The organism is Serratia sp. SM04 (genome assembly GCF_040280225.1).
Taxonomy (GTDB): Bacteria; Pseudomonadota; Gammaproteobacteria; order Enterobacterales; family Enterobacteriaceae; genus Serratia; species Serratia sarumanii.
Window position 1 is genome coordinate 421,057 of the sequence record NZ_JBEOQT010000021.1, and the last position, 12,413, is coordinate 433,469.

The window sequence follows — 12,413 nt, forward strand, 5'->3', positions numbered from 1 at the left end:
CAATTGTGAAATTCCAGTTTCAGGCAGATATCACCTGGCTGCGGTATTCACCGGCAGCTTTATAAAATACTCTTTTTAGGCAAAGGCGCATTCGATTCTCTTTATGTCTGCGCCAGACAGAAATATTCATTACTCCATGCTTATTACCCGACGGCTCTAGCCGACTTTTCGGGTGCCTGCTCGCATTTGCACTCTGCCAGGACAGCAGCTCACGGATTAAAGGAATACCTCGTGCCTAAAGTTAACTCGCGTTCATTACGCTTTACCGAACGCCACGTCACCAAATATGCGGCGTCATTGCTGTTTATCGGTTTATCCCTGCCGGCCGCCGCGCTGGCGGATGAGCGCTATGACGCGCTGATCCGTCAGGCCAGATCGGGCGATACCGCGCCGGTGCTGGCGTATTTATCGCAGCGGCGCGCTCGGGAGGGGTTGAGCCTGCAGCAGCGAGCCGATTATATCCAGGTGGCCGGTTGGGCCGGCCATGACGAAGAGGTGGTCGCACTCTGGCGTGCCGACGGCGCCGCGCTGCAGCGGGATAGCGCCAGCCTGGCGACGGCGGCCCGCGCCTACCGCAATCTTAAGCAGTGGCAACCATCGCTGCGCCTGTGGCGGGCGGCGTTGCAGCTCGCTCCCGCCGACGGCGGCCTGCAGCGTGGCTACGTGATGACGCTGGCGGATGCCGGGCGGGATGCGCAGGCGCAAACGGAAGCGGCCAAAGCGGAGAAGTTACTGGAACCGGCGACGTGGTATCTGACGCGCGCCTATGTGGATCAGGCCGCCGGCCGCAGCTGGGCGGCGTTGGAAAACGTGACCCGCGCCCGTGCGCTGGCGCCGTCCGACGCCGGCATTCAGGCTTATTACGTGACGCTGCTGGCGGCGAACCGGGTCGCGGATCCGGCGCTGCGTGCAAGCCAGGGGCTGGCATTGCCGCCCGCGCAGCAGCGGCGCCTGCAGGTGGATGAAGCCGCCGAACTGGTGCGGCTGTCGTTTATCGATGCTCGTGGCGAACAGGAACGCTTCGTCATCGCCGACCGCGCGCTGGCGCGCTATGACCAACTGCTGACGCAGTGGCGGCCGCTGCCGGAGGCGCAGGACAGCTACCAGCAGGCGCGTATCGATCGCCTGGGCGCGCTGCTGGCGCGTTATCGCATGGCCGATGTGGTGAGCGAGTATCAAACCTTGCAGGCGGAAGGGCGCACGGTGCCGGATTATGCCCAGCGCTGGGCGGCGTCCGCCTACCTCTACCTGCAGCAGCCGGATAAGGCGCAGGCCATTTTCAGCCGCTTGAACGCCGCCGCGCCGCAGGCGGTGACCGCCGAAGACGAAACCGATCTGTTTTACGCGCAGGCGGAGGACGAACGCATCGATCGGGCGGCGTTGCTGGCGCAGCGCGTCAGCCAGCGCTATCCCTACGCGACCCGCCTGTACCAGTTGCCGACGCTGGCCTACAACGATGACTGGCTGGTCGGCCAATCGCTGCTGGCGCAGTCACGGGTTTATCAACGCGATCTGGCCGAGGCCGAACGGCAGCTGACCCATCTGGCGCGCACGGCGCCGGGCAATCAGGGGCTGCGCATCTCATTGGCCAGCGTTTATTTGGCGCGCGGCTGGCCGCGCCGCGCCGAGGACGAGTTGAAGCAGGTGGAAGGGCTGGAGCCGCGCAGCCTGCCGTTGGAGATCCAGCAGGGCTATGTCGCACAGGAATTGCAGGAGTGGCGGCAGCTGGATTTGCTGGCCGACGACGTCATCCAACGCGCGCCGGAAAGCGTTGCCGTTCAGCAGCTCGAGCGTTCGCGCCGCATTCACCACATGTCTGAACTGCGCATCAGCGGCAATCAGGGCATCGATTCCGACGGGCCGGTCAGCGGCAGCCACGATTTCGGCATTCACGCCGCGCTCTATTCACCGCCGATCGACGACAACTGGCGGCTGTTCACCGGCTGGGGATTCAACACCGGCCAGTTCGACGAGGGCAAGGGCATCAACCGCGATCTCAGCGCCGGCGCCGAGTGGCGCTCGCGCGATCTGTGGCTGGAAGCCGAGGTGGCCAACCGCAACTACGGCCACGGCAATGAGCTCGGCCTGCGCCTCTCATCCTGGTATGACCTGAATGATCAATGGCGCCTCGGCGGTTCGGTGGCGCGCCTGTCGGCCGAGACGCCGCTGCGCGCGTTGACCAACGGCATCAGCGCCAACGGCGGCAACCTGTGGCTGCGTTGGCAGCAGAACGAAAGCCGCGAGTTGCGCGCCAGCGTGGCGCCTTCGCACTTCTCGGACGGCAACAACCGGTTGGAATACGGCCTGGAAGGGCGGCAACGGCTGCTCGCCGGCGCCCGTTATCGGCTGGACATGAACCTGACGCTGTCCGGCAGCCGCAACAGCCAGGAGAACGTGCCGTATTACAACCCGAAGCGCGACTTCACGCTGCTGCCGTCGTTAACGCTCGATCACACCCTGTATCGCCATTATCAGACCGAGTGGAGCCAGCAGTTCCAGGCCGGCGCCGGCAGCTATTGGCAGCGGGACTATGCGCGCAAGCCGATCACCCAACTGGGTTACGGCCAGCGCATCAGTTGGAACGGGGTGCTGGACGCCGGCGCGATGCTGCAGTTTGAGAAGCATCCTTACGACGGCAAGCGCGAGCGCAACATCGGTGTGACGTTTGATCTGAATTATCGTTTTTAAAGGAATAATCATGCTTATTCGATCCTCGCTTTTCGTGTTGGCCGCGTTGCTGACCACCGGCTGCAGCCAGGCGGACGTGCCGCGCTTCACGCCGCCGGCGGAGCGGCCCGTGGGGCCGATGGAACGCCCGTGGCCGGCCAACCGTTACGCGGTGCTGGCGTATCACGACGTGGAAGACGGCGCGGCGGACCAGCGCTACATGTCGGTGCGCACCAGCGCGCTCAACGAACAGTTCGCCTGGCTGAAGCAAAACGGCTACCAGCCGGTGTCGGTCGAGCAGATCCTGCAGGCGCAAAACGGCGGCCCGGCGTTGCCGAACAAGGCGGTGCTGCTGACCTTCGACGACGGCTACCGCAGCTTCTACAGCCGAGTCTTCCCGCTGCTGAAGGCCTACAACTGGCCGGCGGTGCTGGCGCCGGTCGGCGTCTGGCTGGATGCGCCGGCCGACAAGCCGGTCGATTTCGGCGGCCTGATGACGCCGCGCGATCGCTTCCTCACCTGGCAGCAGGTGCGGGAAGTGTCGGACTCCGGCTTGGTGGAGATCGGCGCGCACACCTACGCTTCGCATTACGGCGGCATCGCCAACCCGCAGGGCAATACCGAACCGGCGGTCGCCAATCGGTTGTACGACGCCAAACAGGGCCGCTACGAAAGCGAGGCGGAATATCGCCAACGCATCGAGAAGGACGTGGCGTTGATCACCCAGCGCATCACCGCCGCCACCGGCAAGGCGCCGCGCGTCTGGGTCTGGCCGTACGGCGCGGCCGGCGGCGTGGCGCTGGACATCGCGCGCAAGCACGGTTACCGCATGGCGTTGACGCTGGAGAACGGGCTGGCAGACGTCAACGCGCCTGAGAACGTGCCGCGCATGCTGGTGGCCGGCAACCCGTCGCTGACGAGCTTCGCCCAGCAGCTGACGCAGATACAGAACCGGCAGATCATGCGGGTGGCGCACGTCGATCTCGACTACCTTTACGATCCCGATCCGCAGCAGCAGGCCAAAAACCTCGACAAGCTGATCCAGCGCATCTACGACCTGCGCATCAATACCGTTTTCCTGCAGGCGTTCGCCGATCCAAAAGGCGACGGCAACGTGCGCGAGCTCTATTTCCCCAACCGCTGGCTGCCGATGAAGGCCGACCTGTTCAACCGGGTCTCCTGGCAGCTCTCTTCGCGCACCGGCGTGGCCGTGTATGCCTGGATGCCGGTGTTGGCGTTCGAGCTGGGATCTGACGTGCCGCGCGTACAGCGCCTCGATCCGCAAAACGGGCAGCTGTCGGTAGACGACAAGCAGTACCGCCGCCTGTCGCCGTTCAGCCCGGTGGCGCGCCAGCGCATCGGTGAGATCTACGAGGATCTGGCGGCTCACGCCACCTTCAAAGGGATCCTGTTCCACGACGATGCCCTGCTGTCGGACTTCGAAGACGCCGGCCCCGACGCCGCTGCGGCCTACCGCCAGGCCGGCTTCGCCGATTCGGTGGCGGCGATACGCCAGGATCCGCAGGCGATGGCGCGCTGGACGCGCTTCAAGAGCCGGGCGCTGATCGAATTTACCCAGTCGCTGACCGAGCGGGTGCGGGCGATCCGCGGCCCGCAGGTGCAAACCGCGCGCAACATCTATGCGATGCCGGTGCTCGATCCCGCCAGCGAAGCCTGGTTCGGCCAGAATCTGGCGGATTTCCTGCAGGCCTACGACTGGGTGGCGCCGATGGCGATGCCGCTGATGGAAAACGTGCCGCGCGCCGACAGCGGCCGCTGGCTGGATCAACTGGTGGGCAAAGTGGCCGCTTACCCCGGCGCGCTCGATAAAACGGTGTTTGAGTTGCAGGCCGTCGACTGGCGCAAGGAGCGCCGGATCAGCCTGGATGACGGTCAACTGCTGGCCGAATGGATGCGTCGCCTGCAGCGCAATGGCGCTCAGAGCTTTGGTTATTACCCCGACAACTTCCTCGACGATCGGCCTAAGCTGGATGCCGTTCGCCCGGTGTTGTCCTCAGCCTGGTTCCCACTGCCATGACCGATCGTTTAATTGCCTTATTCATCCTGTGTCTGGTGTTGAGCGTGCCTTTCGGCATCGTCCTGCTGTTTACCGGCGAAGTGCTGCTCAACTTTGTGTTCTTCTGGCCGCTGTTCATGTCCGGTATCTGGATCGCCGGCGGCATCTATTTCTGGCTGCACCGCGAGCGCCACTGGCGCTGGAGCCCGGACATGCCCGCGCCGGCGCTGCCGGGCAACCCGTCGATCAGCGTGCTGATCCCCTGTTTCAACGAAGGGTTGAACGCGCGTGAAACCATTTCGGCGGCGATGGCGCAGCGCTATGAAAATATCGAAGTGATCGCCATCAACGACGGCTCCAGCGATGACACCGCCGAGGTGCTGGATCAGTTGACGCTGGAGTTCCCCTGGCTGCGGGTGATCCATCTGGCGCAAAATCAGGGCAAAGCGATCGCGCTGCAGGCGGGCGCGGCGGCGGCGCGCAGCGAGTATCTGGTGTGCATCGACGGCGATGCGCTGCTGGATCGCGATGCGGCGGCCTATTTGGTGGCGCCGCTGTTGGCCAATCCGCACGTCGGCGCGGTGACCGGCAACCCGCGCATCCGCACGCGCTCCACGCTGATCGGCCGCATCCAGGTCGGTGAGTTTTCATCGATCATCGGCCTTATCAAGCGCACGCAGCGCGTTTATGGCCGCCTGTTCACCATCTCCGGCGTGGTGGCCGCGTTTCGTAAGCAAGCGCTTACCGATGTCGGTTACTGGAGCCAGGACATGATCACCGAAGACATCGACATCAGCTGGAAACTGCAGCTCAAGCACTGGGCTATCTTCTTCGAACCGCGGGCGTTGTGCTGGATCCTGATGCCGGAGACCCTGCGCGGGCTGTGGAAGCAGCGCCTGCGCTGGGCGCAGGGCGGCGCCGAGGTGTTTTTAAAGAATCTGCGCAACCTGTGGGCCTGGGAGCACCGGCATATGTGGCTGCTGTTCGCCGAGTATTGCCTCTCCACGTTGTGGGCGTTCACTTACCTGGTCAGCGTGCTGATTTTCCTGGTCGGGCTGGCGGTGCCGCTGCCGGAGGGCATCCGCATTCACTCGTTGCTGACGCCGGCGTTTACCGGCCTGGTGCTGGGCGTGGTGTGCCTGCTGCAGTTCACCGTCAGCCTGCTGCTGGAGAAGCGCTATGAGAAGGGCTTCGGCCGCTCGCTGTTCTGGATCATCTGGTATCCGCTGGTGTATTGGCTGCTCAGCCTGCTGACCACGCTGGTGGCGTTTTCCAAAGTGATGTTGAAAGCTCGGCGCGGGCGTGCGCGCTGGATCAGCCCCGACCGGGGCATTGGGAGGATCAAAGAATGACGGACGTCCTGATTTATTCCGAACGCGGCCTGTTGCCGCGCGTGGTAGACAGCCTGCTGACGCTTTTCGCCTGGTGCGGCTTCCTTTATCTGTTCAGCCGCGGCCTGATGTCGGTAATGGATCAGCACGGGGTGGGCTCCGCCCTGTCGCTGCTGGAAGTGATCTCGCTGTACATCATTGTGGCGTTGTTCAATGCCGTCACGCTGATCGCCTGGGCCAAATACAACCAGTATTTCTCCCGCCGCAGGGCGGCCGACCGCTGGCGGAAACAGCAACAGAACACCCACATCGGCTATATCACGCCCGAGCTGACCCGGCAGCTGCGGCGTTTGCCGATCGCCGTGGTGTCCCATAACAGCGGCGGCGGCATCAGCCAGGTCAGCGGCAGGCTGACGGCGGCCGAACCGGCCGCGAACAAGGTGGTGCAGCTGCGTTAGTCGTCAGCGTTGCCGTCCGGCCTGCGGCGCAGCCCGCCCGGCGGCAACAGCAGAGCGCAGATCATGACGGCCAGGCTGAAAAGAGGCAGCCAGCGCGCCACCGGGCCGGGGGAGTAGTTGTTGAGCACCGAGCAAACATAGCACGCTGCGGCCAGCGCCCAGCCGGGCAGGCCGATATCGTTGAGCCGGAACGCGGTTTTGGCCATGAACCACGCCACCAGGCCGAAACAGAACAGCGCCCAGACCATAATGCACAGCAGATACAGCAGCACTGAGACGAATTCCTCGGTATCGCCGTGCGCATGGGCGCGAAAATGGTTTTTATCCAGGTAGGTCGACAGAAACGACAGCAACACGATGCCAATGGCGAAGATCGCCAGCGAGAAAACAAAGGGTTTGCGCGAGATGCGCCCACGGTAAAGATCTTTGGCGAGTTGTCCGAGAGATTCCATTACAGTCCATTGTCGTGATCATTGCGGCGATAGCCGGATGGCAAGCAGCCGGGCATTTTATCGGGGTAAAAGGGGGCGTCAAGGTGATAATTTTTCTCATTTAGTCGCGGTTGAGATTCCGCGCGGCCGCGCCGGGCGTTCTCTCACCGTGCAAAACGTCACAATTTGGCACGTTTGGCTACCTGGCGCGGTAATTGGCGGCATAATCCTGTTTGTTCGCGTTGAACAATGCATTAACATAACTCCCACTTATCTCTTGCATGGCTATATGGATATCCGATGCGTCACCTGGTTGCGCTTTTACCGCTGATTACCTTGCTTGCTGCCTGTAGCAGCACGCCGAAACCCAGTACCACCGCTACGCCGCAGGGCACCCCGGTAAAGGGCGGCTTTTTGCTGAGCCCGGCGCACAGCGGCGCGCCGCTGGGTGGAGATTTCGCCAATAACCCGAATACCGCACGCTTTATCGATAAGATGGTGCGGGAACACGGCTTTGATCGACAGCAGCTGCACGACGTGCTGGCGCAGGCTCGGCGCCTGGATTCGGTGCTGCGGCTGATGGACAGGCAGGCGCCGAAACCGTCTACCCAGGGGCCTACCGGCCCGAACGGTTCCTGGCTGCGCTACCGCAACAAGTTCATCACGCCGGATAACGTGCAAAACGGCGTGGTGTTCTGGAATCAATATCAGGATGCGCTGCAGCGGGCCTGGCAGGTGTACGGCGTGCCGCCGGAGATCATCGTGGGGATTATCGGCGTGGAGACCCGCTGGGGCCGCGTAATGGGTAAAACCCGCATTATCGATGCACTGGCGACGCTGGCCTTCAACTACCCGCGCCGCGCCGATTACTTCGCCGGCGAGCTGGAAACCTTCCTGCTGATGTCGCGTACCGAGGGCGACGATCCGCTCGAACTGCGCGGCTCCTTCGCCGGCGCGATGGGCTATGGGCAGTTCATGCCGTCTTCCTTCAAGAGCTATGCGGTCGACTTCAACGGCGATGGTCATATCAACCTGTGGGATCCGGTCGATGCCATCGGTAGCGTGGCCAATTACTTCAAGGCGCACGGTTGGTCCAAAGGCGAGCCGGTCGCGATTCAGGCCAACGGCCAGGCGCCGGGATTGGAAAACGGCTTCAAGACCCGCTACTCGGTCGCTGCGCTGGCGGAAGCCGGCCTAAGCCCGCAGGGTTCGCTCGGCGACAATCAGGAAGCCAGCCTGCTGCGGCTGGACGTCGGCACCGGCTACCAGTATTGGTACGGCCTGCCGAACTTCTACGTCATCACCCGCTATAACCACAGCACCCACTACGCCATGGCGGTATGGCAGCTGGGCGAAGCGGTAGGGCGCTCGGCGCGCGGCGGCTTCTGACGCTGCTTCAATAACGAAAAAGGCCGCTTGCGCGGCCTTTTTTACGTGCGGAACAATCAGAAATCGTAGCGTAGACGCACCACGGTCATATCGCCGAGGTTGTCGGTGCTCGATGTCAGCACGTGCTCTACGTCAACGCGGAAGCCGTAGTCAAACTGCACGGTAACCCCAAGGCCGTTGTCGATGCGCTGGTAGTTGCGGCCGCTGATGTATTCCAGGCGATCGCCCATAAAGTACGGCATCACCGATTTCACCGCGTACTGGCCCACCGGCACGGTATAACCGGCCAGGTATTCGATACCCCAGGCATCGCCGGCGAAGTAATTGTTGATGTCGGCTTTCTTGGTGGTCAGGAAGTCGTGGTAGTAACCGCCGCCGAAAGTCAGCGTCCAGTTGTCCGGTTTCCAGCTGAGGGCGGTGCCGACGATGTGCTGATCGTAGCTCTTGCTGCCGCTGGTGGACGGATTGCGCATTTCGGCGCGGGTGTAGTTCCAGGCGGTGCCCCAGGTCAGATCCTGCGTGATGTGGTAGTCCACGCCCAGTGAGCCGCCGCCTTTGCGCTTATAGCGCAGGCCGTTGCCCGGCAGGTAGTCGCTGTCGCTGAACAGGTACGAGGCATAAACGTCCGCATCGCCGAAGCGGTTCTTGTACTTCAGCATCTTGCGTGAACGGTAAGAGCCGTCGTAGTCGCCGTTGATGCCGTTGCCCGGCGCCTGGGCCAGCATGTCGTAGTCCCAGATATCGGTCTTGGCGCCCACCACGTCATAGTAAACGCTGTTCTGCTGGCCGAAGGTCATCTGGCCCCAGGTGTTGCTTTTCAGGCCGGTGTACAGCATGCGGCGGCTGGTGTTTCTCGCGCCGTCGGCATAGTGGTGATCCCAGTCGAACAGCGCCGGAATGTTCACGCCCAGCTCGTAGTAGCTGATCCAGCTGATATCGTCGAACAGGTAGTAGTCCGCCGCGAAACGGAAGCGGGTGCCGCCGTCGAAGCCGTTACGCTTGTAGGAGCCCTTGTCGCCGTCGCCCGTCATGTTGTTGAACTGTGGACGGATGCTGCCGCCAACGGTGAAGTTCAGGCGGCTGAGCGGATCGCCGGCCTGCGGATCCTGCTTCAGCAGGGTGATTTCCGCCTGAGCGGCGAACGACGCGCTGCCGATCGCCAGACCCAGCGCCACCGCTTGAGTCAATACGCGCAATTTGATTGCCATGTGTTATCCCTGTTTTATGTATGACCGCCCCATCAGCGCCGCCATGCCGATGTTTTGCGCAGAACGCTGCGTTTTCACGCATTTTGACGGTTTTTTGGTGTGTTAGCGGCGGGCGGCATTTGTAACATAAACAGTGACATAAAGAATTACTTTTCTTGCTAATTATCGACCGGTTTTTAACCATTTCGTGCGGTGAAAAGGGCCGTTGCGCATGTCTGGCGATTCGGATGAATTCATCTAACGCCAAGGTTTATATTTTTCATTTGTCAGTCACCGGCGCCAGCCTGTAATTTCAGCCGTGCAAGAGAGAATTAATTCGAGCCTTTCGCCGGCGTATTAACGTCAGCCTTTGTCTGCGTAATCGGCCGGCATGAATAAGCGATTGGGAGGTCGCCATGAGAAACCTGTTAATGTTGTTAGTGGGGCTGTTTTCACTGCCGGCGATGGCGGCGGAGTCGCACGTTTGCCATTCTCAAGCCTATGATTATGCAGAGGTTAGCAAGCTCAGGTTGTCTGACGACACCCTGTTTTCCTGCCGCGGCGTGGGGCGCCTGACGATCCCCGAATTAGCACGCAAAGGATGGAAGGTGATTCATTTGGCGCAGCAAACCGAATATACCGACTCCGTCGACAGCGATGGTGAGGTGATTAAGCTTTATCAGGAAATTGTGGTGTACAAAGAATAACGCGACGGTAGCCTGTTATTATTCTCGCGGCGGCGAGAACCCTATTATGAATGCGAGAATCGGAATCGACGGCAGGGCTGCCGCCGCGGCCAGCGCTTCACCTGAGATCGCGCCACGCTGTGCGCCTGTTTGCTGATCGCGCTGGTGTTAAGCGTGGTGAGTTGTTCTTATCTTATTTATTTTTACCGAAGGGTGGCACCAAAAATATAAATTATGGATGTTGATGTACAGAACTACCAAATAAGCTGCGAAAGCCAATTCATTATTCAGCTGCAAATATCCCGCTATGCCTGGGGCGTGCCGCTGATTACGCTCGGCGATAACGGTGATTTTACCGTGATACGAAGCCGAGGCTGGTCGAGGTTGGCTAATGGGATGCAATTGGAGGTTTATTATTTTGCCAATAACTCCCTGCTGGCCTGGGATAAAAACCGCAAATATATCTCTTATTCAAAGGCCGGCCGGCTCTACGCCTGCGCGCTGAATTTTTCTTATTCCCCTAAAATAATGCGCTAGCCCTCCGGCCATCAGACCAGAGGGGCGATTTTCATGATCCACTGCTTAAACGCGAGGATTTTCGGCCACTGCCGCTCGGAGATGGTCGAGGTAAAATAGCAGTGCTCGCAGGGCACGGTCATGTCGGTGAACGGAATGATCAGCTCGCCGCTTTTGATCCAGTCCTGCACCAGATTGAGCCGCCCCATGGCGACGCCAAGGTGCCGCGTGGCGGCCAGCACCGCGAGATCGGAACGGTCGAACTCCATGCTTTTGCTGTCGGTATCCAGCCCCAGCGCAAAGTGTTGCGACCAGGTTTGCCACTCGTCTTCGCCGGAGTTGTAGCGATCGTGCAGCAGCGTGCAGTGGGCCAAATTTTCCGGCGCATCGTACAGGCTATGTGCGGCGGCGTACTGCGGCGTACAGATCGGCACCATCGATTCCTGCATAAAGGCCTCGTCCAGATGCCGCCCCGAGGGCAGTTTGCCGAAGTACATCGCCAAGTCCACGCCGCGGTTGGCCAGGTTGATGATCTCTTGCCCGGTCAGAATGTTGAGGTGAATGGTGGGGTGCTGGGCGATAAAGTCGCCGATGCGCGGCAGCAACAGGCATTGCACCAGAGACGGATGCGAGTAGAGGGTCAGGGTGCCCGTCAGCTCGCGATTCTTGATGTCCAGAATTTCCTGATTCAGCGTGTTGAAGGAGCTGTCCAGCGCCCATTGCATGCGCTCGCCCTCCGGCGTCAGGGTAATTCTGCGATGAAAGCGCTGGAATAGCAGAAAACCCAACTCCTTTTCGAGCAAATTAATGCGGTGGCTTACGGCGCTGGGGGTGATCGACAATTCTTGCGCCGCCAGCGCAAAAGATAAATGACGGGCGACGCATTCGAAAGTATGCAGCCGGGAAAATTGATAGCTGGTCAGCGGGGTGGCCCGCTGTGAATGTTTTTTAGTGGGGAACATGCTATTTCTCCGTGCGCGCAATACAGCGATCTTAACATTTAATGGAGAGGAGGATAAACCCAGGTTGACGAATGGAGTCGAATTTTAACCTGATGGTTTTAATGATGTTGAGGGTAAGCCGATTTATTGCACCAAGACCGTAAATAACCGCCGAGGGGTTTGGGTTGAGAAGACGATAAAAATCAGGAATACGCGAGGAAAATAAAATGGCTGTCGTTAAGCAGTGAGTAAAGGCGGCGTGCGACGGTATGAAAAAGAATGCCGTCTATTCCATGAGGGATATCGCCGTTTCGCCATAATAACCCGATGCCGCTGAATAGCCGTTAATCATCATTGTCGGCGTAACGGATGAATAAATCGAAAAGGCCATATGCTCGCACGGCATTGCCCGTTGGCCGATAGCACCGCGCCCGGTTGTCGTTAATCGGGCGCGGCGTTCAGGGAAAAGCGGTTTGCTCGCCGGCGCGTATCAACGGCGGCGCAGCAGCAGGCCGGTCAACAGGCCAGCGCCGGCAATGAGGGCTAATGCGGCGAGGGGGTTTTTCTTCATCATGCTGCCGGCGCAGCTCAGGGCGTCGCCGTATTTTTCTTGCAGCGCGCCCGCTGCATAGCGCGTGGCGCCTTCGGCCTGCAAGCGTGGGTTTCCGGTGACGTCGCCCGCCATTTCCTGCGCCTTGCCCGCCACTTTTTCCATCATGCCATTGGCTTTTTCGCTGTTCATTGTGATGCGCTCCTAAGGTTCGATCCGTTTGGCTTCCGCACAGGGCGA

The 12,413-nt window shown here is 60.8% G+C and carries 11 protein-coding genes; 7 read left to right on the forward strand and 4 right to left on the reverse strand.

The window, feature by feature from the left end; all coding sequences use genetic code 11:
- Positions 1-231: 231 nt before the first annotated feature.
- Genes pgaA through pgaD form a run of 4 tightly spaced genes read left to right on the forward strand, consistent with a single transcriptional unit; the run spans position 232 to position 6,473 of the window.
- On the forward strand, positions 232-2,688 hold the full coding sequence (pgaA, locus tag ABTW55_RS16450; protein WP_072265799.1) for a poly-beta-1,6 N-acetyl-D-glucosamine export porin PgaA: 2,457 nt from the start codon (positions 232-234) through the stop codon (positions 2,686-2,688).
- 10 nt (positions 2,689-2,698) lie between these two features.
- The gene (gene pgaB / locus ABTW55_RS16455) at positions 2,699-4,705 is read left to right on the forward strand and encodes a poly-beta-1,6-N-acetyl-D-glucosamine N-deacetylase PgaB (protein ID WP_047571119.1); all 2,007 of its coding nucleotides are present in this window, start codon (positions 2,699-2,701) and stop codon (positions 4,703-4,705) included.
- On the forward strand, positions 4,702-6,036 hold the full coding sequence (gene pgaC, locus ABTW55_RS16460; RefSeq protein ID WP_060422006.1) for a poly-beta-1,6-N-acetyl-D-glucosamine synthase: 1,335 nt from the start codon (positions 4,702-4,704) through the stop codon (positions 6,034-6,036). Before pgaB ends, pgaC begins: the two co-directional genes overlap by 4 nt.
- Entirely contained in the window at positions 6,033-6,473 is a 441-nt protein-coding gene (pgaD, locus tag ABTW55_RS16465; RefSeq protein WP_015378639.1) for a poly-beta-1,6-N-acetyl-D-glucosamine biosynthesis protein PgaD, read from the forward strand. The genes pgaC and pgaD overlap by 4 nt, the downstream gene beginning before the upstream one ends.
- On the opposite strand, the gene ABTW55_RS16470 is transcribed toward pgaD, so the two are convergent.
- The gene (locus ABTW55_RS16470) at positions 6,470-6,925 is read right to left on the reverse strand and encodes a DUF805 domain-containing protein (RefSeq protein ID WP_060422004.1); all 456 of its coding nucleotides are present in this window, start codon (positions 6,923-6,925) and stop codon (positions 6,470-6,472) included. The genes pgaD and ABTW55_RS16470 overlap by 4 nt on opposite strands.
- Before the next feature lie 279 nt (positions 6,926-7,204).
- On the opposite strand from ABTW55_RS16470, the gene mltB reads away from it, so the two are divergent.
- Entirely contained in the window at positions 7,205-8,293 is a 1,089-nt protein-coding gene (mltB, locus tag ABTW55_RS16475) for a lytic murein transglycosylase B (protein WP_033648101.1), read from the forward strand.
- Positions 8,294-8,349: 56 nt separating this feature from the next.
- On the opposite strand, the gene ABTW55_RS16480 is transcribed toward mltB, so the two are convergent.
- Positions 8,350-9,501 carry a porin gene (locus ABTW55_RS16480; RefSeq protein WP_060422001.1) on the reverse strand — a complete coding sequence of 384 codons (1,152 nt, stop codon included), beginning with the start codon at positions 9,499-9,501 and terminating at the stop codon, positions 8,350-8,352.
- A gap of 395 nt (positions 9,502-9,896) precedes the next feature.
- On the opposite strand from ABTW55_RS16480, the gene ABTW55_RS16485 reads away from it, so the two are divergent.
- Both ABTW55_RS16485 and ABTW55_RS16490 read left to right on the forward strand, forming a co-directional pair.
- Positions 9,897-10,187 carry a hypothetical protein gene (locus ABTW55_RS16485; protein ID WP_015378635.1) on the forward strand — a complete coding sequence of 97 codons (291 nt, stop codon included), beginning with the start codon at positions 9,897-9,899 and terminating at the stop codon, positions 10,185-10,187.
- A 213-nt stretch (positions 10,188-10,400) separates the two neighbouring features.
- A complete protein-coding gene (locus ABTW55_RS16490; RefSeq protein WP_041036126.1) occupies positions 10,401-10,703 on the forward strand; it encodes a hypothetical protein in 303 nt (100 codons plus the stop codon).
- Between the two features lie 11 nt (positions 10,704-10,714).
- On the opposite strand, the gene dsdC is transcribed toward ABTW55_RS16490, so the two are convergent.
- Both dsdC and ABTW55_RS16500 read right to left on the reverse strand, forming a co-directional pair.
- The gene (gene dsdC / locus ABTW55_RS16495) at positions 10,715-11,644 is read right to left on the reverse strand and encodes a DNA-binding transcriptional regulator DsdC (RefSeq protein ID WP_039564894.1); all 930 of its coding nucleotides are present in this window, start codon (positions 11,642-11,644) and stop codon (positions 10,715-10,717) included.
- Between the two features lie 469 nt (positions 11,645-12,113).
- A complete protein-coding gene (locus ABTW55_RS16500; RefSeq protein ID WP_033648096.1) occupies positions 12,114-12,365 on the reverse strand; it encodes a CsbD family protein in 252 nt (83 codons plus the stop codon).
- Positions 12,366-12,413 lie beyond the last annotated feature (48 nt).

Bases quoted from the DNA above. Each gene is read 5' to 3' on its own strand.
- pgaB (WP_047571119.1), top strand. From the start codon at position 2,699: ATGCTTATTCGATCCTCGCTTTTCGTGTTGGCCGCGTTGCTGACCACC.
- pgaC (WP_060422006.1), top strand. From the start codon at position 4,702: ATGACCGATCGTTTAATTGCCTTATTCATCCTGTGTCTGGTGTTGAGC.
- pgaD (WP_015378639.1), top strand. From the start codon at position 6,033: ATGACGGACGTCCTGATTTATTCCGAACGCGGCCTGTTGCCGCGCGTG.
- ABTW55_RS16470 (WP_060422004.1), bottom strand. From the start codon at position 6,925: ATGGAATCTCTCGGACAACTCGCCAAAGATCTTTACCGTGGGCGCATC.
- mltB (WP_033648101.1), top strand. From the start codon at position 7,205: ATGCGTCACCTGGTTGCGCTTTTACCGCTGATTACCTTGCTTGCTGCC.
- ABTW55_RS16480 (WP_060422001.1), bottom strand. From the start codon at position 9,501: ATGGCAATCAAATTGCGCGTATTGACTCAAGCGGTGGCGCTGGGTCTG.
- ABTW55_RS16485 (WP_015378635.1), top strand. From the start codon at position 9,897: ATGAGAAACCTGTTAATGTTGTTAGTGGGGCTGTTTTCACTGCCGGCG.
- ABTW55_RS16490 (WP_041036126.1), top strand. From the start codon at position 10,401: ATGGATGTTGATGTACAGAACTACCAAATAAGCTGCGAAAGCCAATTC.
- dsdC (WP_039564894.1), bottom strand. From the start codon at position 11,644: ATGTTCCCCACTAAAAAACATTCACAGCGGGCCACCCCGCTGACCAGC.
- ABTW55_RS16500 (WP_033648096.1), bottom strand. From the start codon at position 12,365: ATGAACAGCGAAAAAGCCAATGGCATGATGGAAAAAGTGGCGGGCAAG.